This window comes from Mycolicibacterium wolinskyi, assembly GCF_002101965.1.
GTDB lineage: Bacteria > Actinomycetota > Actinomycetes > Mycobacteriales > Mycobacteriaceae > Mycobacterium > Mycobacterium wolinskyi.
Genome location: NZ_LQQA01000015.1, coordinates 383,127 through 403,589 on the forward strand (window position 1 = coordinate 383,127; position 20,463 = coordinate 403,589).

General features: G+C 65.8%; 17 protein-coding genes and 1 pseudogene. 15 read left to right on the forward strand and 3 right to left on the reverse strand.

Annotated features, from left to right (window positions below):
• Positions 1 to 60 precede the first annotated feature (60 nt).
• The 4 genes from AWC31_RS16230 (at position 61) to AWC31_RS16245 (ending at position 4,290) form a co-directional block, all read left to right on the forward strand.
• A complete protein-coding gene (locus AWC31_RS16230; RefSeq protein WP_085145160.1) occupies positions 61 to 495 on the forward strand; it encodes a nuclear transport factor 2 family protein in 435 nt (144 codons plus the stop codon).
• 81 nt (positions 496 to 576) lie between these two features.
• On the forward strand, positions 577 to 1,590 hold the full coding sequence (locus tag AWC31_RS16235) for an NAD-dependent epimerase/dehydratase family protein (protein ID WP_085145161.1): 1,014 nt from the start codon (positions 577 to 579) through the stop codon (positions 1,588 to 1,590).
• The gene (locus AWC31_RS16240) at positions 1,587 to 3,203 is read left to right on the forward strand and encodes a flavin-containing monooxygenase (RefSeq protein ID WP_085145162.1); all 1,617 of its coding nucleotides are present in this window, start codon (positions 1,587 to 1,589) and stop codon (positions 3,201 to 3,203) included. Before AWC31_RS16235 ends, AWC31_RS16240 begins: the two co-directional genes overlap by 4 nt.
• On the forward strand, positions 3,196 to 4,290 hold the full coding sequence (locus AWC31_RS16245; protein ID WP_085145163.1) for an alpha/beta hydrolase: 1,095 nt from the start codon (positions 3,196 to 3,198) through the stop codon (positions 4,288 to 4,290). The genes AWC31_RS16240 and AWC31_RS16245 overlap by 8 nt, the downstream gene beginning before the upstream one ends.
• Here the strand turns inward: AWC31_RS16245 and AWC31_RS16250 are convergent.
• A complete protein-coding gene (locus AWC31_RS16250) occupies positions 4,273 to 4,872 on the reverse strand; it encodes a TetR/AcrR family transcriptional regulator (protein WP_085145164.1) in 600 nt (199 codons plus the stop codon). The genes AWC31_RS16245 and AWC31_RS16250 overlap by 18 nt on opposite strands.
• A gap of 70 nt (positions 4,873 to 4,942) precedes the next feature.
• On the opposite strand from AWC31_RS16250, the gene AWC31_RS16255 reads away from it, so the two are divergent.
• From AWC31_RS16255 to AWC31_RS16265, 3 genes are read left to right on the forward strand one after another with little or no spacing between them, the layout of a single operon-like run.
• A complete protein-coding gene (locus AWC31_RS16255) occupies positions 4,943 to 6,007 on the forward strand; it encodes a phosphotransferase (protein WP_085145165.1) in 1,065 nt (354 codons plus the stop codon).
• Positions 6,004 to 6,378 (forward strand): nuclear transport factor 2 family protein, encoded by a 375-nt coding sequence (locus AWC31_RS16260; RefSeq protein ID WP_085145166.1) that lies wholly within the window; start codon positions 6,004 to 6,006, stop codon positions 6,376 to 6,378. Before AWC31_RS16255 ends, AWC31_RS16260 begins: the two co-directional genes overlap by 4 nt.
• Entirely contained in the window at positions 6,375 to 7,433 is a 1,059-nt protein-coding gene (locus tag AWC31_RS16265; RefSeq protein ID WP_085145485.1) for a TIGR03857 family LLM class F420-dependent oxidoreductase, read from the forward strand. Before AWC31_RS16260 ends, AWC31_RS16265 begins: the two co-directional genes overlap by 4 nt.
• Here the strand turns inward: AWC31_RS16265 and AWC31_RS16270 are convergent.
• Positions 7,408 to 9,498, reverse strand: coding sequence for a PAS domain-containing protein (locus AWC31_RS16270; protein WP_085145484.1), 2,091 nt, complete (start codon positions 9,496 to 9,498; stop codon positions 7,408 to 7,410). The genes AWC31_RS16265 and AWC31_RS16270 overlap by 26 nt on opposite strands.
• A gap of 193 nt (positions 9,499 to 9,691) precedes the next feature.
• Here AWC31_RS16270 and AWC31_RS16275 point away from each other — a divergent pair, with 193 nt between their 5' ends.
• The 6 genes from AWC31_RS16275 to AWC31_RS16300 all read left to right on the forward strand — a co-directional run bounded on the left by AWC31_RS16275 (position 9,692) and on the right by AWC31_RS16300 (position 16,566).
• Positions 9,692 to 10,042: a response regulator gene (locus AWC31_RS16275; protein ID WP_085145167.1), complete on the forward strand. Its 351-nt coding sequence runs from the start codon at positions 9,692 to 9,694 to the stop codon at positions 10,040 to 10,042.
• Positions 10,043 to 10,208: 166 nt separating this feature from the next.
• Positions 10,209 to 11,639: a rifampin monooxygenase gene (gene rox, locus AWC31_RS16280; protein ID WP_085145168.1), complete on the forward strand. Its 1,431-nt coding sequence runs from the start codon at positions 10,209 to 10,211 to the stop codon at positions 11,637 to 11,639.
• Positions 11,640 to 11,804: 165 nt separating this feature from the next.
• A complete protein-coding gene (locus AWC31_RS16285) occupies positions 11,805 to 12,851 on the forward strand; it encodes a cupin domain-containing protein (protein WP_085145169.1) in 1,047 nt (348 codons plus the stop codon).
• On the forward strand, positions 12,852 to 15,056 hold the full coding sequence (locus AWC31_RS16290; RefSeq protein ID WP_085145170.1) for a xanthine dehydrogenase family protein molybdopterin-binding subunit: 2,205 nt from the start codon (positions 12,852 to 12,854) through the stop codon (positions 15,054 to 15,056). It begins immediately after the preceding gene.
• A complete protein-coding gene (locus tag AWC31_RS16295) occupies positions 15,056 to 15,574 on the forward strand; it encodes a (2Fe-2S)-binding protein (RefSeq protein WP_085145171.1) in 519 nt (172 codons plus the stop codon). The genes AWC31_RS16290 and AWC31_RS16295 overlap by 1 nt, the downstream gene beginning before the upstream one ends.
• Entirely contained in the window at positions 15,571 to 16,566 is a 996-nt protein-coding gene (locus tag AWC31_RS16300) for an FAD binding domain-containing protein (protein ID WP_085145172.1), read from the forward strand. Before AWC31_RS16295 ends, AWC31_RS16300 begins: the two co-directional genes overlap by 4 nt.
• On the opposite strand, the gene AWC31_RS16305 is transcribed toward AWC31_RS16300, so the two are convergent.
• A complete protein-coding gene (locus tag AWC31_RS16305; RefSeq protein WP_085145486.1) occupies positions 16,543 to 18,039 on the reverse strand; it encodes an acyl-CoA carboxylase subunit beta in 1,497 nt (498 codons plus the stop codon). The genes AWC31_RS16300 and AWC31_RS16305 overlap by 24 nt on opposite strands.
• A gap of 87 nt (positions 18,040 to 18,126) precedes the next feature.
• On the opposite strand from AWC31_RS16305, the pseudogene AWC31_RS16310 reads away from it, so the two are divergent.
• Positions 18,127 to 19,163, forward strand: a pseudogene (locus AWC31_RS16310) (LLM class F420-dependent oxidoreductase).
• Between the two features lie 11 nt (positions 19,164 to 19,174).
• Entirely contained in the window at positions 19,175 to 20,389 is a 1,215-nt protein-coding gene (locus tag AWC31_RS16315) for a cytochrome P450 (RefSeq protein WP_198539014.1), read from the forward strand.
• Positions 20,390 to 20,463 lie beyond the last annotated feature (74 nt).

A 20,463-nucleotide genomic window follows, 5' to 3' on the forward strand; every position in this document is an offset into this window, starting at 1 on the left:
TAGGTTTCCACAGGCGAAAGCATCGGGTAGCGTTCGACGCGAGAAACGCGAGGAGGCCCCATGACCGATGACATCGAGGCGATCAAGAAGCTCAAGGCGCGCTATTGCCGGTTCCTGGACACCAAGGACATCGACGCGTGGCGGGCGCTGTTCGCCGAGGATGTCGTCGTCACGCTGGACATGGCCGTCTCGACAGGCGGGGCCGACCCGCAGACCGCGCCGCCGTTGAACGGCTTCGACGAGTTCTTTCCGGTGGTCTGGGGCGGCGTCGAACACGCAGCGACCGTGCACCACTGTCACACCCCCGAGATCGACCTGACTTCTGAGACGACGGCGACGGGCATCTGGGCGATGGAGGACATGTTGTTCTTCGCCGACGGCAGCGAACTCCACGGGGCGGGCCACTATCACGAGACGTACGAAAAGCGTGACGGCACATGGCAGATCACGAGCCTGCACCTCACGCGGACTTTGTTGAAGTTCAAGAGCGCCTAGTTCGACATGTCCCGTTCCGCCGCGCTACTGTAATCATTACCGTAACATCCTTTGCCGACCGCTCGATGGGACGGAGCAGCGATGGGACGCAAGGTGCTCGTGATGGGCGCGAGTGGCAACGTGGGCGCATGCGTCACCCGCCGACTGGTCGAACGCGGAGACGACGTGCGCGTACTTCTTCGCCACACCAGCTCCACGAAGGGCATCGACGGTCTCGAAGTCGAGCGGCACTACGGCGACATCTTCGACACCGACGCCGTGGCGGCCGCGATGGAGGACCGTGAAGTCGTCTTCTACTGCGTGGTCGACACCCGGGCTCATCTGACGGATCCGGCGCCGTTGTTCGCCACGAATGTCGAGGGCCTGCGTAACGTTCTCGACGCCGCGCTGCAGGCCGACCTGCGGCGTTTCGTCTTCCTGAGCACCATCGGCACGATCGCCGTTGGGCGCAACGGTGCGACGGTCGACGAAGACACGCCGTTCAACTGGGCCGGGAAGGGCGGGCCCTACATCGAATCCCGCCGGGCAGCCGAAGATCTCGTGCTGTCCTACGCCGCCGAGCGGGGGCTGCCCGCGGTGGCGATGTGCGTGTCGAATCCGTACGGCCCACCGGATTGGCAGCCGAAACAGGGCGCCCTGATCGCGATGGCCGCGTTCGGCAAGACGCCGGTCTACATCCGAGGCGTCGGAGCCGAAGTCGTGGGTATCGACGATGCCGCCGAGGCACTCATCCTGGCCGCCGAGCACGGCCGGATCGGCGAGCGCTACATCGTCTCCGAAAGCTACATGACACAGCGGGAGATGTTCACCGCGGCGGCCGAGGCCGTGGGGGCTAAGCCGCCGAGGTTCGGCGTTCCGATGGCGTTGGTCTACGCGTTCGGCTGGCTGGCGGGCATGTCGAATCGACTGTTCGGAACCGACTTTCCGATGAACCTGACGGCCGCGAGGCTGCTCTGGATGACGTCGCCTGCCGATCACAGCAAGGCGGCCAGGGATCTGGGCTGGAAGCCTTCGCCGACGGCCGAATCCATCGCCCGTGCCGCCCAGTTCTACGTCGAGCGGAAAAATCGCCGAGAGAAGGTCATCGATCTGTGACAGCTTCCGATTACGACGTCATTGTCATCGGCGCCGGTTTCTCCGGACTGTACGCGTTGCACCTGCTCCGAGAGCTCGGTCTACGTGTGCGGGTGTTCGAGAAGGCCGATGACGTCGGCGGCACGTGGTTGTTCAACAGATATCCGGGCGCTCGATGCGATATCGAGAGCATCGAGTATTCCTACAGCTTCTCCGACGACATCCAGCAGGAGTGGGTGTGGACCGAGACCATGCCGGCCCAGCCCGAGATCGAGGCGTACCTGAACTTCGTCGCGGACCGGCTCGATCTGCGGCGCGACATCGCGTTCGACACCGAAGTCGTCGCGATGACGTTCGATGAGACCGATGCGGCATGGACGCTGGAAACCGTAGGGGGTCACTCCTTCACGGCCTCCTTCGTCGTGGCCGCCACGGGCATCCTGTCAGTGCCGTTGGAGCCTGAAATCCCGGGGATGGCGCAGTTCACCGGGACATCGCTGTTCACGAGCCGTTGGCCGCGGGATGGCTACGATCTGAGCGGTAAACGTGTCGGTGTCATCGGGACCGGATCCACCGGCGTGCAGCTCATACCCGTGGTGGCCCGAGAGGCTGCGCAGCTCACGGTGTTTCAGCGTTCGCCCGCCTATACGTTGCCCTGGCGGGTGCGGCCGTTCGAGCCGGGCGAACTCGACCAACTGAAGGCCGATTACGACCAGATTCGCGCAGCTCAGCGCGAGCATCCGGTGGGTGCCGCGCGGCTGAGCGCGTTCTCGGTTCTACTCGACATGCTCGGCAGGCCCCCGGTGAAATCGGCTTCCCGGGAGGAACGACTGCGCGCCGTCGAGGAGGGCGGCGTGATGGGAGCGTTGAACTGGGGCGACGTCTTCTTCGACATCGAGGCGAATCGGATGGCCGCTCAGCTGTACGGGGAAGCGGTGGCGCGGATCGTCGACGATCCCGACGTGGCAGCCGCGTTGACGCCGAGCCATCCGTTCGCCTGCAAGCGGCCGATCATCGATCAGGGCTACTACGAGACGTTCAACCGAGACAACGTCGCGCTCGTCGATCTCCGCAGAGGCGCGATCCGCGAGGTGACGGCTACCGGCATCGCCACTGAACAAGGGGATTACGCACTGGACGTGATCGTGTACGCCACCGGCTTCGACGCGATGACAGGTGCGCTGAGCCGGATCGACGTGCGGGGCCGGGCGGGTTTGGTCTTGGGCGACTACTGGGCCGAGGAAGGCCCGCTGTCCTACCTGGGGCTGGCGGTGGCCGGGTTTCCGAACCTGTTCACCGTGCAGGGGCCGGGCAGCCCGTCGGCCGCAACGAACTTCGTCACGGCGCTCGAGCAGCACGTTGACTGGATCGGCGACTGTATCGCCTACCTGCTCGCGAACGCGCACCGCACCATCGAGGCGACCGCCGAAGCGCAGCGCGCCTGGATCGAACACGCGACGGCCCTGGTGGCATCGACCGTGCTGGTGCATCCCAGCTGCAATTCCTGGTACAACGGCGGAAACGTCCCCGGGAAGAAACGGATGTACATGGGCTACACCGGAGGCATCCCGGAGTACCGGCGCCGCTGTGACGAGATCGCCGCGGCGGGTTACAAGGGCTTCACCCTTGCGTAGAGCGGGCCAGATCGTCTGGGAACTCGGCGGGGTGCTGCCGCGGTCGGTGGCCGCGCTGCGCAACTCGCGCGATTGGAACGCGCTGTCGTTGTGTGGCCTGCGCCAGCTCGGCGAGGTCGCGCTCGACGAACTGGTGGTTACCGGGATGACGCTGACCGGCCCGCCGCCGCAATTGCCGCGGCCGCTGGCCGACTACGGAGCCGCGGCGGATGAACTCGCCCCGCTCGGCATCGACGGCGCACATGTTTCTCCGGAACCCTTGGAGATCACCGAGATTCGGCGGGCCACGTTCGGGTCACTGAAGTTCGAGGAACTCACGTTCGAGCATGAGCCACACTTACCCGCATCGGTGCTCGCGGACGGGCACGGTGGTGTCGCGACTGCCCGGGCTCGGTTGTACCGGTCGGGCGATGACACGCGACCCTGGCTGATCTGGGTGCACGGCGCCGGGCAGGGTGATGCGATGGATCTGATGGTGGCGCGGGCACGACGCCTGCAGACCCAACTCGGCTGGAATGTCGCCCTGCCCGTTCAGCCGGGCCACGGTGTGCGGCGCCGGTCGTGGCCCGAGTACCCGGCTCGCGATCCGTTGGCGAACGTCGCGGGCATGATGCGCGCGGTGTCGGAGGTCCGTGCGCTGATCGGCTGGCTCGTACCGCAATCGACGGCGATCGCACTGGGTGGCCTGTCGCTGGGAAGTGCGGTGGCAGCACTGGTCTCCCATCTCGACGACCGGGTTGGCGCGGTCGCGGTGTACACGCCGATCCTGGGTCTCAACACCATGATCGGCATGCATCTGGGGCGCTGGGGGAGGGCGGGCCGTGAAGCGGGGGCGCTGCTGCAGTCGGACACGATCGCGGCGCTGACCTCGGTCGTCGATCCGCTTCACACCGTGCCGCAGACGGAGCGTCGGCTCATCGTCGGGGCGTGGCACGACCGGATGGCGATGCGTGATTCAGCACTGGCGTTGCATGAGCGGTGGGGCGGCGAACTGCATTGGCATGACGGCAGCCATGTGGGGCACCTGTTCTCGGCTGGTGTGTGCGCGGCGACGGAACGGTTTCTCGGCTCAAGCGCCGTAGTGTGAAACGATCCGGGTACGAACGCAATTGAGCTCGTGGTCGAGGTCATGCGCTTCGGGTAGCACCACCCACTGGAAGGCAATGCCGAACACCGAGGACGTGATGTCCTGTCGTGCCGTGTCGACGTCGATATCTGGCCGGATCGAGCCGTCCCGGATGCCGTGGTGTAAGCCGGCCTCGATCTTGACTGCTGCACCGCTGAGTTGTGTTCGGACTGCGTCGCGGAGCGGCGACGTCGTCTTGACGGCTTCGAATGCGGACACGAACATCGCCCGCATCAGCGACGGATCCTCGGCATGAATCTCCTGGATGCGGTCGAAGTGCGCGAGCACCTGTTGAAGTCCGGTGGCGCCGGGTTCGGGATCGGGGTTCAAGCGCACGACATACGTCTGCTGGAAGGCGTCGAGGATCGCGTCCTTGCTGCCGTAGCGAGCGTGCACCATGGCCCGGCTGTATCCGGCGCGCCGGCCGATCTCGGCGGCGGTCGTTGCTTCCCAGCCTTTTTCGACGATGAGCTCGGCCGCCGCCAGCAGCAGGCGGCGCGATGACAGTTCGACGCGTTCCGGTTGGGTCAGGCGGGACGGCACCCTTGCATATTAGACGCTCGACAACTAACTTATTTGTTCAGCGTCAACTTTCTTTCATCGGAGGTCGCGGATGACTTCAGCCATGGCGGCCATCCCGTCGACCATCGACGAGGTCACGCCGGCGTGGCTGACGGATGCACTGCCCGGACCGGCCGTCGTCACGGCCGTGCAAGCCGAACGGATCGCCGAGGACAGCGGCTTCTCCGCGCTGCTCTACCGCTTGCACCTGACCGGAAATCGTGCCGTCCCTTCAACTTTGATCGTCAAGCTGCCCGCCGAATCAGAAGCGCGCGGCGCGATGGAGCTGCTGGGCGGTTACCGCAAGGAATTGGAGTTCTACCGGAAGGTGGCCCCAGCCGCGCCCATCTCGACCGCACGCTGCCACGTCGCACGAATCGCCGAGGGATCGGCCGATTTCGTGCTGGTGCTGGAGGACCTGCGCGACTGGGAGAATGCAGACCACCTCGCCGGGCTGTCGGTCGAGCGGGCCCGCCTGTGTATCGGCCAACTGGCCGGCTTGCACGCCTGGTCCGTGTGCGGCGCGGACGACTCGGTGCTCGAAGCTTATCCGGTGGTGGACAACCCCATCACGCGCCAACTCTTCCTGCCGGTATTCGCGCCGGCGTGGCAGGTGTACCTCGATCACACGAGCCAGCCTGTGCCGCAAGCGGTGTCAGAATTCGCCGAGCGGTTCGCCGAGCTGGCTCCGCACGCGCTGACGGCGCTCTCCGAGCGAACCATGTTGCTGCACGGCGACATCCGTGCCGACAACATGTTCTTCCGGGAACCCGAGCTCAAGATCGTCGACTTCCAGATGGCCGTCAGGGGATGTGGCGTCGCCGACATCGCCTACCTGGTGAGTCAGGGCCTACCCGCCGAGAAGAGGAGTGGCAACGACGAGTCGTTGGTGCGTGAGTACCTCGGGCATCTGACCCGGCACGGCGTCACGGACTACTCGTTCGGTGAAGCATGGCGCCAATACCGATTCGGTGTCGCGTATCTGATGATCCTGCCGGTCATCACGCTGATCGGCTGGGATGCGTTGCCGGAACGGTCGCGCCGGCTGTGCTTGACATTGGTCGACCGCGCGGTCGCGGCCATCGATGACATCAAAGCGTTGGAGGTGTTCGAATGACGCGCACGGCGCGCGAGGTCGTCGAACTGTACAACCTGGTGGTGTGGAACCAGCAGGATTTTGCACTGGCCGATGAGCTGATGGGCGAGACTGTCATCCGCCACGACGTGGGCGAGGCGCAGACGCTCACCCACCAGCAGGCGGTGCAGCGGATCGTCGACCACTGCGACATGTTCGAGAAGATCCGCTTCGATCTCAATCTGGTGGTGGCCGGTGACGACGGCGAACATGTCGTGATCGTCTATGAATCACCGATGACCCTCGAAGACGGCACGGAAATGACCATCAGCAGCATGGAGATCTTTCGGGTGCGCGACGGGCGGATCACCGAAGTCTGGAATTGCGGCTACAAACAAGGAGTTTGGGCGTGAGCACCGACGTACTCGACGAACTGGGCTACTACCTGCTGGCCGGTGCCGGCGGTGAAGGACCTGCCACCCTGATGGACGAGGCCCGCCGTGGCGAGGAACTCGGTTTCGGCACCGCCTTCATCTCCGAGCGGTGGAACGTCAAAGAGGCGTCCTCGCTCGTCGGTGCGGCGTGCGCGGTCACCAGCCGTATGCAGATCGCCACCGCGGCAACGAATCACAACACCCGCCACCCCTTGATCACCGGATCGTGGGCCACCACGATGCACCGACTGTCCGGCGGCCGGTTCACCCTCGGCATCGGCCGGGGCATCGCCGCGATGTACAACGCATTCGGAGTACCGGCGGTCACCACCGCCCAGATGGAGGACTTCGCGAAGGTCATGCGCAGGCTCTGGCACGGCGAGGTGATCTTCAACCACGATGGTCCGATCGGCAAGTACCAGGTGCTGTTCCTCGACCCGGATTTCAACGAGGACATCCGGTTGGCGATCGTGGCCTTCGGGCCGCAGACCCTCGCGCTGGGCGGGCGCAAATTCGATGACGTCATCCTGCACACCTATTTCACCCCCGAGACGCTGCAGCGAGCCGTCAAGACCGTCAAGGAGGCCGCCGAACAGGCGGGCCGTGATCCCGACAGCGTTCGCGTGTGGTCGTGTTTCGCGACGGTCGGCGACCACCTGCCCGAGGAGCTGAGGCTCAAGAAGACCGTCGCCCGGCTGGCCACCTACCTGCAAGGTTATGGCGACCTCATGGTCAGCACCAACAACTGGGATCCTGCAGTGCTGCAACGCTTCCGCGAGGATCCGGTGGTGACTTCGATCCCGGGCGGCATCGATCACAAGGCCACGCCCGAGCAGATCGAGCACATCGCGAGCCTGATTCCCGACGAGTGGCTGGAACCGTCGGCAACCGGCTCGGCCCGGCAGTGCGTCGATCGCATCCGCAAGGAGTTCGCCTACGGCGCCGACGCGGTGATCATGCACGGCGCCACACCCGACGAACTCGAGCCGATCGTCACCGAGTACCGGGCTACTCGGGACCCAGCGGGATCGTGACCGACAGGGTGGTGCCGTCGCCGGGCGGGCTGGAAATCTCCAGCCGGCCCGATAGTGCTTCCACCCGATCCTTGAGGCCGATCAGTCCGGAGCCCGCGCCGGAGACCGCCCCACCGATTCCGTCGTCGGCGATGCATACGGTGAGTTGGTCGTCGGTTGCTGCCGCGCGCACGGTCACCTCGTCGGCGGACGCGTGCTTTGCCGCGTTCGTGAGCGCCTCGGCCACGACGTAATACGCTGCCACCTCGACCGATTCAGGTAGTCGCCGGTCCACGTCAAGATCGAGGATGACCGGTATTGACGATCGTCGTGCCAGGGTCTTCAGCGCAGGCCCCAGCCCGCCCTTCGACAAGATCGCGGGGTGAATGCCACGCGAGAGTTCCTGCAGATCGGCGTAGAGGCCCGCGAGTCCGTCGACCACATGCGACATCTGGTCGTGCAGCGCCGACTCTTCGGGGGGCAGCGACGCCTGTACGGCGCGCAGTTCGAGCCCAAGCGAGACGATCCGCTGCTGGGCTCCGTCGTGCAGATCCCGCTCGAACCCGCGTCGGGCCTGGTCGGCCGCCGCGACGATACGCGCCCGGGACGCGGTGATCTCGGCGCGGGACTCGGCATTGAAGATGGCGGTGGAAACCAGGTCGGCGAAATCGCCTATGCGGACCTCGGTTCCAGGAGGCATCGGTTGGTCTCGAGAGGTGCCCGCCATGAGGGCACCCCAGATCCGCCCGTCGACCGTTACCGGGGCACCGACGCCTGCCCGGACGCCGAATCCGCGCAGCCGGTCAGCGATCTCGCTTTCGACACCGTCATAGGAGTCGAATCGGGCCGGTTCACGACTGTGCAGAATCCGGGCGGCGAGGCTGTCGCCGTGCAGCGAAAGGCGTTCGCCGACAACCAGTCGGCTACTGGACTCGGTGTCGAGCGCGGCGACCACGACGCAGGTGTTGTCCGGCTCGTACCGGATCAGCGTCGCGTGGGTCATGCCCAGCCCGACCGACAACTCGGTGACGGCGCGAGGGTAGACATCGGCCGGCGCCGCGCCGCGCGCCACCAACGTCGCCACGCGCCGCAATGCGGTCTGCTGCTCGACGAGGGCACGTCGTTCGGTCACGTCGCGGCCCGCCCCGAACAGCAGGCCGTTGTCGGAGACGACGCTCCATTGAAACCAGCGGATCTCGCCGTCGTTGCGGACACATCGGTTCTCGAACCGGGCTTCACGCTGGTCGGTTTGCAACTCATCGAGGATGCGCCGGGTGTGATCACGGTCGTCGGGGTGGACCAGGTCGAGGAACGGCCGCGTCGTCAACTCGGTACGCGAATAACCCAACGTCCGAACGAATGCCGGGTTGATCCGGGTCAGCGTGTGATGGTCACTGATATAGAGCAATTCGGAGGCAACGGCGAAGAAACGTTCCAACTCCTGCCGGCTCGTCTCCAGTTCGGCGGTCATTCGTTCGCGGTCTCTCGCGGCAATCAGCAGTGCCTCCAAGGACGGAACCATCCGCTGCCATCGGCGTAGTGTCTCGACCCCCAGCTCGGCAGGGACCAGCAACGTGCCGATCCGGTTGCCTCCGTCGCGAAGTGGGATCGCGGTCTGGGCGCCGTCGGGCTCGACGCGCCCGAGCGCGAGCGTCACCTCGCCTACATCGAGCACTTGTGCCATGCGCCGCCCGGCGCGGTCGAGCGCGTGCGCGAGGTCGCCTGCACCCAGCATCAGCCGCGCGAGCTCGGCCGACAGGTCGGCTTCGCGACGTCGTTGCTCTGACTCCTGTGCGCGCAACCTCGCCTGACCGGCCAACACGTTGGCCAACAAGGCGAGGGGCAGAAAGACGAACACCGCGGGGGCCAGGCTGTCGGCGCCTTCGAGATGGAAATAGACGTAGACGAGAGCACTCACGAGCGATGTCGCGACCGCCAACGGAAAACTCCAGCCGGCCGAGATGACCAGAACCCCCAACAGGAAGATCGCGCCGAACGCGTTCTCCGGTGCCACGCGCTTGAGCTGGAACACCAGCAGCGTCTCGCCGATGATGAATGCGGCGGCCACCAACACGCCCCACCGCAGCGGGCGGGCGGTGGGCCGCACGACGAACGTCAGCAGCCGCTGCGGTAACGATGGCAAGCGGCTGTCCGGGCTGTCGAGGGATGCTGGCACCGGCCGATGGTAGTTCGCGCTGTTGGAAACTTCCGGCTAACGGTAGTGCCGCCGGTTTGCTGATCTGCGAAGCTCGACATATGTGTGCATGGGGAGGGCCGCAATGCGTTGTCTGATCGTCGATGACAGCGCGCAGTTTCGTGCCGCCGCGAGCGCGATGCTCGAGCGTGCGGGTATCACCGTCGACGTCGCGTCCGACGGGGCCGAAGCCGTGCGGTGCTACCGGGCGCACCCGCCGGACGTCACGCTGGTAGACGTCGACCTCGGCGTCGAGAGCGGATTCGACGTCGCCGAGCAACTGCACCGGACCGAACCCCCGGGAGCACCGGTGATCCTCATCTCAACCCACGACGAACAGGACCTCGCCGACATGATCGCGGCCAGTTGCGCAGTCGGGTTCCTGCCGAAGATCGCGTTGTCGCCCGACGCGATCCATCGCATGATCGAGGCATAAGCCTTCGGTATCAGATTGGCAGAGTGCGGTTTTCGTATCCCGCCACTTTCAACGTATAGCGCACCCCCGGTCTTGTGGCAAGCCCCCCATCGTGCTGCAGAATCTCCCAGCCGAGGCCAGAACCTGCAGGAATCGGTGTTCTGAGTGACGTGGGATTGGGGGATTCATGATCGATGTGATCATTGCCGGTGCCGGGCCGACCGGGTTGATGCTCGGCTGCGAGTTGCGGCTACACGGTGTCAACGTCGTCGTGCTGGAGCGAGACACCGAGCCGACGAAAGTGGTCCGCTCCCTGGGCCTGCATGCCCGCAGCATCGAGGTGATGGACCAGCGCGGCCTGTTGGAGCGGTTTCTCGCGGTCGGCCGGCAGCATCCGCTCGGCGGCTTCTTCGCCGCGATCCGCAAGCCCGCGCCCCAGCTGCTCGACACCGCACACGCCTATGTCCTCGGCATACCGCAGACCATCAGCGACCACCTGTTGACCGAACGAGCGGTCGAACTCGGGGTCGACATACGCCGCGGCCACGAGCTGGTCGGGCTGAGCCAGGACGAGCACGGCGTGCGCGTCGAGGTGGCCGGACCGCTGGACAGCGCCACGCTGCGCGCACGGTATCTGGTCGGCTGTGACGGCGGCCGGAGCACGGTCCGCAAACTGCTCGGCATCGGCTTTCCCGGTGAACCCGCGACGGTCGAGACCCTGATCGGGGCGGTCGAGGTCGGGGTGTCACCGGAGACGTTGGGCGCGGTGGTGGCGGAAGCCCGGAAAACCCAGATCCGGTTCGGCGCGATGCCGCTCCACGACGGCGCGTACCGAATCGTCGTCCCCGCCGACGGCCTGGCCGAAGACCGCAGCGCGGCGCCGACCCTCGACGAGTTCAAGAGGCAATTGCGGGCGACCGCGGGTACCGACCTCGGCGTGCACACGCCGCGCTGGCTGTCACGTTTCGGCGACGCCACCCGCTTGGCCGATCGGTACCGAGTAGGTCGAGTGTTGTTGGCCGGCGACGCCGCGCATGTCCATCCGCCTGCCGGCGGGCAGGGGCTCAACCTCGGTATCCAGGACGCGTTCAACCTCGGCTGGAAACTCGCTGCCGAGATCAACGGGTGGGCGCCGAGCGGTCTGCTGGACACCTACGAGGTCGAGCGCCGTCCGGTGGCGGCCGACGTGCTGGAGAACACCCGCGCTCAGATGACGTTGATGTCGCTGGACCCGGGCGCACAGGCGGTCCGCCGGTTGGTGGCCGAGCTCATGGACTTCGACGAGGTGAACCGGCACCTGACCGAGAAGATCATCGCGACCGCCATTCGTTACGACTTCGGCGACGGGCACGACCTCCTCGGTCGGCGGCTGCGTGACATCCGATTGCACCGGGGCCGCCTCTACGAACACATGCACACCGGCCGGGGGCTGCTACTCGACCAGACCGGCCGGCTTTCCGTCGCCGGCTGGGGTGATCGCGTCGATCGGGTCGCTGACGGCAGCGACGAGCTGGCCGAACCCGCGGTGCTGCTGCGGCCGGACGGGCACGTCGCGTGGGTCGGCGACGATCAGCAGGATCTACGACGGGTGCTGGCCAGGTGGTTCGGCGGGGCGTGACGCACATTCGGCGCGCGTGGTCAATGGTGGCTAGCAGGAGTCCAGGTATCCGGCCAGCGTGCGGCGGAAATGGCGGTCAGCATTGACGACTCGATACCCGTCGGCCAGCGAAGGTGATAGCACGCCGCAGCGGCGCCAACGGCTATCGCAGAGGAGACCGCGGACATGACCACGTCACTGACCCACAGCATCCACGCCGCCTCTCTACTCGACGGTGAGCTCGTCGAGGAGACCGACCACGGTTCGATCCGCCGTCTGACCGCGGACAACTTCCCGATCCTGCAAGGCCTTTCGATCAAGCGCCTGGTGCTCAACCCGGGCGCCATGCGCACGCCGCACTGGCATGCCAACGCCAACGAGCTCACGTACTGTGTGTCCGGCGCGGCGCTCGTCAGCGTGCTCGACTCCGGCAGCCAGTTCGCCAGTTTCACGATCAAGGCCGGCGAGATGTTCCACATCGATTCGGGCTCGCTGCACCACATCGAGAACATCGGACCCGACCCCGCCGAATTCATCATCACGTTCCGCCACGAGCGGCCCGAGGACTTCGGCCTCGCCGGTGCATTCGGCGCCATGACCGATGCGGTGCTCGGCAACACCTACGACCTCGATGCCGCGGACTTCACGGCGATCCGCCGAAATCTGGTCGACCGCTCGATCGTCGCGCGCACCGGTGACGCCGCGGTGCCGTCCACGGCGCACTTCAACGATCCGCACAAGTTCGGCGTCGAGGACATGACGCCGCCGGTGCAGGCCGCCGTCGGATCGGCGCGCACCGCCCGCGTCCAGTTCTGGCCCGCACTCAAAGACTTGTCGATGTATTCGCTGCGCATCCGCGAAGACGGTATGCGGGAACCGCACTGGCACCCGACGACCGCTGAGATGGGCTATGTGCAGAGCGGTTCCGCGCGCATGACGGTGATGGATCCTGACGGCACCCTGGACACGTGGTACCTCAACCAGGGCGACGTCTACTTCATCCCGCGGGCTTATCCCCACCACATCGAAGTGTTCGATGCACCCGAGTGGCATTTCCTGATCTTCTTCGATCAGCCGTTCCCGGCTGACATCGGTTACCGCACGTCGATCAGCGCCTATTCGCGTGAGGTGCTCGCGGCGACGTTCAACACACACATCGATGACTTGCCGAACTTCCCCTTCACCAAGTCCGATCCGCTGATCGTCAACCGGCACAACCCGCTGGACCGCTAGATGGCTGACGTCGAAGTCGGCCGGCCGGTGAACCGCGTCGAGGGCCGCGACAAGGTCACCGGCAAGGCGGTCTACACCGCTGACACGTCTGTCGCGGAGGTGACCTACGCGGCGCTGGTGCAGTCGGAAATCGCGTGCGGCACAGTCACCGAGGAGTCGCTGCGTCACGGCACGCGCATGGCCGCCGAAGCACCGGGCGTACTGCACGTGCTGACCCCGCTCAACTGTCCACCGCTGCATGCGCTTCCGGACGAGCTCACTGCGGATTTCCCGATGGAACGACGCCCGCCGCTGTCGGATCTATCGGTCCACTACGTGGGCCAGCACATGGCACTCGTGGTTGCCGACACCCCGGAGAATGCGGTGGCGGCCGCCGAGCGGATCAAGCTCGACTATGTCGTCGAGCCTGCCCGCATCGGCATGGCGGATGTACCGGACGACGATCGCTACCAGCCCGATCACTTCGTCAAACTGGTCGACGAGAAGCTGCAGGACCGCCGGGGCAGTGCCGACGAACCCGACGGCGGCACGAAGGTGTGCGCGTATTTCCGCACCCCGGTCAATGCGCATTACCCGATCGAACTCTCCGCGACGATCGCCGAGTGGTCGGGCGAGGACCTGACCGTCCACGACGCCACCCGCTGGATTGCGGGCGAACGCCGGGTGCTGGCTTGCTATCTCGGAATCGACGAGGACCGGATCAGGGTCCTGTCACCGTTGGTCGGTGGGGCATTCGGCTCCAAGAGCTTTCTGTGGATGCACGTCGTGCTGTGCGCCGTCGCCGCCCGGGCCGTCGGACGCCCGGTCAAACTGGTGCTCACGCGGGCCCAGATGTTCACCTCGACCGGACATCGTCCCCGCACCGAGCAGCGGGTGTCGCTCGTGGCCGACGAGCACGGGACACTGCTCAGCACCGAACAACACACCCTGACCGAGACGTCGCCGGTGGCCCATTTCTGCGAGCCCGTCGGCTTGTCGGCACGGTTCCTGTATCGCTCACCGCGGCTGGTGACCACGCATACGGTTGCCCCGATCAACGGTGCGACACCATGTTTCATGCGTGGCCCCGGCGAGGCGCCGGGCCTGTTCGCGCTCGAATCGGCGATCGACCAGCTGGCATACGCCTGCGGCGTCGATCCGCTGGCATTCCGGTTGGCCAACGACCCCGACTACGACCAGACCAACGGTAAACCGTGGTCGGGCAAGCACGTGCGGGACTGCTTCGTGGACGGCGCCGAGCGGTTCGGCTGGGCACGACGGCCGATGGCACCGCGGTCCATGAGCCGAGACGGCGTCCTGGTCGGCTGGGGCATGGCGACCGCCACCTATCCGGGGCGGCGGATGCCCGCCGGATGCGGGGTCACCACCGCCGACGGCGTGGTCCGATTCGCGTCGGCCACCCATGAGATCGGCACCGGCGTGCGGACCGTGATGACCCAGGTGGCCGCCGACGCCACCGGATTGCCTTTGAGCGCAGTCTCTTTCGCGACAGGTGATTCTGAATTTCCGTCGGCGCCCTACAGTGGGGCGTCACAGACGACCGCCACCGTCGGTTCGGCCGTGCACCGTGCCGGCACGGAATGGAAGCGACGGCTGCTGTCCTGGTTGTCGAGTCTGGACGGCGCGACGGCACTGGACGTCCGCGACGGTCTGATCGTGTGCGAGGGGCGCACCGTGGCAACGGTGGCCGACGTACTGCGCGACGGCGGTACCGCGTTGGCGGAGATGCTGACCTTCACCGTCACGAGCGACGGCGGCGCCCACGACAGCGCGGTGTCGCAATCGTTCGGCGCGCACTTCTGTGAGGTCGAAGTCGACGAGGCGATCGGCCGCGCCACCGTCACCCGCTGGGTTTCGATGCTCGACTGCGGGCGGGTGCTCAACCCCAAACTGGCCCGCAATCAGGTGATGGGCGGCGTCATCTTCGGACTGGGGATGGCACTGCTCGAGCAGGTGCCCTACGACGCGCGGACCGCCCAGTTGATCGGGGAGTACTACGTGCCGACGCACGCCGACATCCCGGAATTCGACATCGCCTTCGTCGACACCGCCGACTACGGCCTCGATCCGATCGGAGTACGCGGCATCGGCGAGATCGGCGCGTGCGGAGTGCCCGCCGCGATCGCCAACGCCATCTTCCACGCCACCGGAAAAAGGCTGCGTGACCTGCCGATCACGCTCGAAATGTTGATGGGAGAACAATGATGACCGGATTGTTGATCGAGCTGAACGTGAACGGCAAGCGCTACTCCGTGCACGCGGACGTGCGCACCACGCTGCTGGACTTGTTGCGCGAACGGCTGCATCTGACGGGCACCAAGAAAGGGTGCGACCACGGCCTGTGCGGAGCGTGCACCGTAGACGTCGACGGCGAACGGGTGCTGAGCTGCCTGACCCTCGCGGCGTCGGTTGCGGGCAGCTCGGTGGACACCGTCGAAGGTCTTGCCGATGGCGACGAACTCGCGCACATTCAACAGGCGTTCGTCGATCACGACGCATTCCAGTGCGGTTACTGCACGTCTGGCCAACTCTCGTCGGCTCAGGCGATGTTGCGCGAACACGCCCGCGGCGATCTGTCCGCCGAATCGTTTTGCACCACCGACATGACATCGCCGCCATGCCTGACGCACCGCGAGATCCGAGAGCGCATGGCAGGCAACATCTGCCGGTGCGGAGCGTACGCGAACATCGTCGCCGCGATCCAGGACGTCGCCGCGCGATGAGAACCTTCGAATTCCGCCACGCCGCGAGCGTCAACGATGCCATCGAGTCGGCGGCCTCGGGTGCCAGGTACTACGCGGGTGGGACCAATTTGCTCGACCTCATGAAGAACGGTGTGGAAAAGCCGGATTCGCTGGTCGACATCGGCAGGTTGGGCTTGCGCTCCATCTCGTCGACCCCATCCGGCGGTGTGCTCATCGAATCCGGAGCCACCAACAGTGCGGTCGCCAACCACCCGTTGATCCGCGCCCAGTATCCGGTGCTGTCGCAGGCCATCCTGTCCGGGGCCACCACGCAGCTACGCAACATGGCGACCGTCGGGGGCAATCTCATGCAGCGGACCCGCTGCCCGTACTTCATGGACACGGTGTTCGACCACTGCAACAAGCGCAAGCCGGGATCGGGCTGTGCGGCACTCGGCGGATTCAACCGCGAACATGCCTTGTTCGGGGCCAGTGCCGCGTGCGTTGCGGTGCATCCCAGCGATATGGCGGTGGCGTTGACGATGCTCGACGCGACAGTGCACGTCATGGGGCCCGACGGCCCGAGAAGCATTGCGATCGCCGACTTCTTCGTGCTGCCCGGCCACCATCCGCATCGCGAGAACACGCTTCGGCCCGCCGAGCTGATCACCGGTGTCGAGTTGCCACGATCGGTATTCGGCTCCAGCAGTTGGTATCTCAAGGTCCGTGACCGGCACAGCTACGCCTTCGCGCTGGTGTCGGTCGCGGCGGGCCTGCAGATAGAAGACGGTGTGATCCGCGCTGCTGTGATGGCACTGGGCGGGGTGGCCGCCAAGCCATGGCGCGTGCGCGAAGCCGAGCGCAGCCTGATCGGCGAACCGGCTGACGAGGAAAGTTACCGGTATGCCGCCGATCTGCTGATGACCGGTGCCGAACCGTTGAGCGAGAACGGCTTCAAGGTGCTGCTCGGCGCCAACAGCGTCGTGCGTGCGCTCACCGTGGCGGCGTCACGGCATGATCAGCGTACGTGAGACGGGCTCGGCAACCGCCTGGCGACTGAATATGCCGTGCTGCAGCGTGACCAGCAGTGCATTGCGGGTTTCCTCGGGGGAGATGAGCTCGTCGAAACCGAGGTGGCCCGCCGACCGGAAGGACGCCTCTAGCTCCATACGCTTGAGCACCTCGGAGTAGTCCTCGCCGGCATGCGTCGCGGCACTGAGCGCCGCCGCGCCCATCGCGCCCATGGTCGCACCCGGATAGGCGAACGTCGCGACCTGATCGTCGAAACCCAACAGCGACATCACCATCGAGCCAAATCCGAACGCCTTGCGGAGTGTCACATGCAGTTTGAGCGTCGTGGCCGCGGTCTGGGCGGCGAACATTCGCGCGCCGCTGCGCAGCACCCCACTGCGCTCGGACTGGCTGCCGGGGAGCATGCCCGGATTGTCGGCGAGAAACACGATGGGCAGATGAAACGAGTCGGCGACGGTGATGAAATGCGCGGCCTTGTCGGCCGCGTCGGCGTCGATCGACCCGGCCAGCACCTGCGGCTGGTTGGCCACCACGGCAACCGGATAACCACCGAGATGGGCCAGCGCGCAGATGATCGCGCGGCCGAACCTCGGCTGTACCTCGAACCAGTCTGGGCGATCGAAGATCTCGTCGAGTACCGCGCGCATGTCATAGATGTGGCGGTTGTCGCGCGAGACGATGTCGAGAATCTCGGGGGTCAGCCGCGGCTCGGCGGTGTCGTCGGCGAGCCGGGTCGGGGGATAGGACCACGCGCTCGACGGGAAATACGAGAGGTAGCGCCGGATGTCGTCGATGGCCGTTTCGTCGTCCTCGGCGTAGTTGTGGATCACGCCGCTCGGCAACGCCACGTCGGGGCCGCCCAGATCCTCTTTCGAGATGTCCTCGCCCGTCGACTCTTTGACGACCGGTGGGCCCGCCGTGAAGATCGCGCCCTGACGACTCATGATCGTGAAGTCGCACACCGGTGCGACGAGTGCGCCGTGGCCGGCCGAGGGCCCGAGGATCGCCGATACGGTGGGCACCTTGCCTGAACACTTCGCCTGGGCGATCAGATCGGTCGGCGTTCGGCCATAGTGTTCTCCGCTGGGGCGAAAACCCGCACCTTCCAACAACATCACGAGGGGAATCTTGTTGCGCAGGGCCAATTCGGCGAGGCGGTACCGCTTGGCGTTCCCGCCGGGCCCGATGCTGCCCGCCAGCGTGGTGAAGTCCTCGGCGCCCACCATCACCGGTGTTCCCTCGATGCGGCCCGAGCCTGCGACCAGTCCGTCCGCCGCGATTTCGCCACCGACGAGCGTGCCGAATTCCTGAAAAGTGCCCTCGTCCAGTAGGCGCGCGATCCGCGCGCGGGCGTCGAGCTTGCCCTTGCCGCGGTGCCTGGCGAGGCGCTCGGGACCGCCCATGCCGTACGCATGCTTGCGTCGGCGGGCGAGGTCCTCCAGCGTTTCCTTCCACTCCGGGTCGTTCGTCATGCCGCGTCCTTCGGTCGTGGTTCGCCAACGGATGTCAAGCCTACCGCCGTTGACCATACTGAATTGCTTACTGTAGCGTCTGCGGTCATGGGTGACGGTACCGCGTCCGGCCTCAAGATCGACCGGGGCGTTCCCAGTGACCTGGGGCGCGTTCCCGAAGTGGCTGCGGCACTGGAGCGCCAGGGCTACGACGGCTGCTGGACCGGCGAGCTCAGCCACGATCCTTTTCTCCCGCTGTTGCTGGCCGCCGAACACACACGGCGGCTGAGATCGGCACGAGCATCGCCGTCGCGTTCGCCCGCAGTCCGATGACTGTTGCCAACCTCGGCTGGGATCTGCAGGCCTATTCGCAGGGTCGCTTCATTCTCGGCCTGGGGTCGCAGATCCAGCCGCACATCGAGAAGCGGTTCAGCATGCCCTGGAGCCATCCGGTGCGCCGTATGCGTGAGTACATCCTGGCGCTGCATGCGATCTGGGACTGCTGGCACGACGGTACGCCCTTGAGGTTTGCCGGCGAGTTCTACACGCACACGTTGATGACCCCGATGTTCACCCCGGAGGTCCACCCGCACGGCGTGCCCAAGGTGTTCGTCGCCGCGGTCGGTGAAGCCATGACCGAGATGTGCGGCGAGGTTGCCGACGGCGTGCTGGCCCACGCCTTCACCACAAGGCGCCATCTCGACGAGGTCACCATCCCGGCGCTGGAGCGTGGCATCAAGAACGCGGGCCGCGCACGTGACGACATCGCGGTGTCGTGTCCGGTGTTCGTGGTGACCGGCGAGGACGAGTCCCAGATGCGGGCCGCGGCGGAGCCGGTACGCAAACAGCTCGCCTTCTACGCGTCGACGCCGGCCTATCGGAAGGTGCTCGAACTGCATGGTTGGGGTGAGCTTCAGACCGAGTTGCACAGGCTGTCGAAAGCCGGTGAGTGGGATGTGATGGGAACACTGATCGATGACGACGTGCTCGAGGCGTTTGCCGTCGTCGCACCTCTCGACACCTTGGCGGCAGCGTTGCACCGCCGCTGTGCGGGCGCTATCGACCGCGTCCTGCCGAGCTTTCCCGCCGCCGTCCCGCAGTCCACGGTGACGGCCGTTCTACAGGAACTGAGGAGTTGTCCGTGAGCACACGCGTTATCGACGAGGCCGCACAGGCATTCGCCACGCCGTCGGCCTACGCCGACGAAGCGAAATTCCATGCGGCCCTGACCCATCTGCGGGCCAACGCGCCGGTGTCATGGGTCGAGGTACCGACGTACAAGCCCTTCTGGGCGATCACCAAGCACGCCGACATCATGGCGATCGAACGGGCCAACGACGTCTTCACCAACTCGCCCCGGCCCGTGTTGATGACGAGCGAGAACGATGACAACCAAGCCGCCGTCGGAGTGCGCACCCTGATCCACATGGACGATCCCGAGCACCGTGTCATGCGGGCGATCGGCGCGGACTGGTTCCGTCCGAAAGCCATGCGCGCGTTGAAGGTCCGCGTCGACGAACTGGCCAGAATTCACGTCGACAAGATGGCGGAGGCGGGTGGCGAGTGCGACTTCGCGCAAGAGGTCGCGGTCAACTATCCGCTGTATGTGATCATGTCGCTGCTCGGGGTGCCCGAGGCCGATTTCCCGTTGATGCTCAAGCTCACCCAGGAACTGTTCGGCAGCGACGACGACGAATACCAGCGCGACTCAGGGGATTCCATGACCGCGCTGATCGAGATGTTCCAGTACTTCACCGCGCTGACCGCATCGCGACGCGACAACCCGACCGACGACCTCGCGTCGGCGATCGCGAATGCCCGCGTCGACGGTGAGCCACTCAACGACATCGAGACGGTGTCCTACTATGCGATCGTGGCGGCCGCCGGGCACGACACCACAAGCGCGACCATATCCGGTGGCATGCTCGCGCTGCTTCAAAACCCCGACGAGATGGCACGGTTGAAGGCAGAACCGGGATTGATGGCGTCGGCGACCGAGGAGATGATCCGCTGGGTGACGCCGGTGAAGGCGTTCATGCGCACCGCCGCCGTCGACACCGTGGTGCGCGACGTGCCGATTGCGGCGGGGGAGTCGGTATTGCTGTCGTACCCGTCGGGCAACCGCGACGAGGAGGTCTTCGATGACCCGTTCCGGTTCGACGTCGGGCGGGAACCCAACAAACATGTGGCGTTCGGCTACGGCGTGCACTTCTGCCTCGGCGCTGCGCTCGCCCGCATGGAGATCAACAGCTTCTTCAGTGAGCTGATGCCGCGGCTGGATTCGATCGAATTGACCGGGCCGGCTCAGCACACCGCGACGACGTTCGTGGGCGGGCTCAAGCACCTTCCGGTGCGCTACACATTGCGCTAGAGGTCACCGAAACCGACGCTGTGGTCGAGGTTTTCACAAAACTTCGACCACAGCGTCGGCTTCGGCATGGTGCC

Excerpts from the sequence above, each read along its gene's own strand:
- AWC31_RS16305 (WP_085145486.1), bottom strand. The coding sequence starts at position 18,039 with ATGACGAACGACCCGGAGTGGAAGGAAACGCTGGAGGACCTCGCCCGC.
- AWC31_RS16255 (WP_085145165.1), top strand. The coding sequence starts at position 4,943 with ATGACTTCAGCCATGGCGGCCATCCCGTCGACCATCGACGAGGTCACG.
- AWC31_RS16235 (WP_085145161.1), top strand. The coding sequence starts at position 577 with ATGGGACGCAAGGTGCTCGTGATGGGCGCGAGTGGCAACGTGGGCGCA.
- AWC31_RS16300 (WP_085145172.1), top strand. The coding sequence starts at position 15,571 with ATGAGAACCTTCGAATTCCGCCACGCCGCGAGCGTCAACGATGCCATC.
- rox (WP_085145168.1), top strand. The coding sequence starts at position 10,209 with ATGATCGATGTGATCATTGCCGGTGCCGGGCCGACCGGGTTGATGCTC.
- AWC31_RS16285 (WP_085145169.1), top strand. The coding sequence starts at position 11,805 with ATGACCACGTCACTGACCCACAGCATCCACGCCGCCTCTCTACTCGAC.
- AWC31_RS16290 (WP_085145170.1), top strand. The coding sequence starts at position 12,852 with ATGGCTGACGTCGAAGTCGGCCGGCCGGTGAACCGCGTCGAGGGCCGC.
- AWC31_RS16275 (WP_085145167.1), top strand. The coding sequence starts at position 9,692 with ATGCGTTGTCTGATCGTCGATGACAGCGCGCAGTTTCGTGCCGCCGCG.
- AWC31_RS16295 (WP_085145171.1), top strand. The coding sequence starts at position 15,056 with ATGACCGGATTGTTGATCGAGCTGAACGTGAACGGCAAGCGCTACTCC.
- AWC31_RS16260 (WP_085145166.1), top strand. The coding sequence starts at position 6,004 with ATGACGCGCACGGCGCGCGAGGTCGTCGAACTGTACAACCTGGTGGTG.
- AWC31_RS16230 (WP_085145160.1), top strand. The coding sequence starts at position 61 with ATGACCGATGACATCGAGGCGATCAAGAAGCTCAAGGCGCGCTATTGC.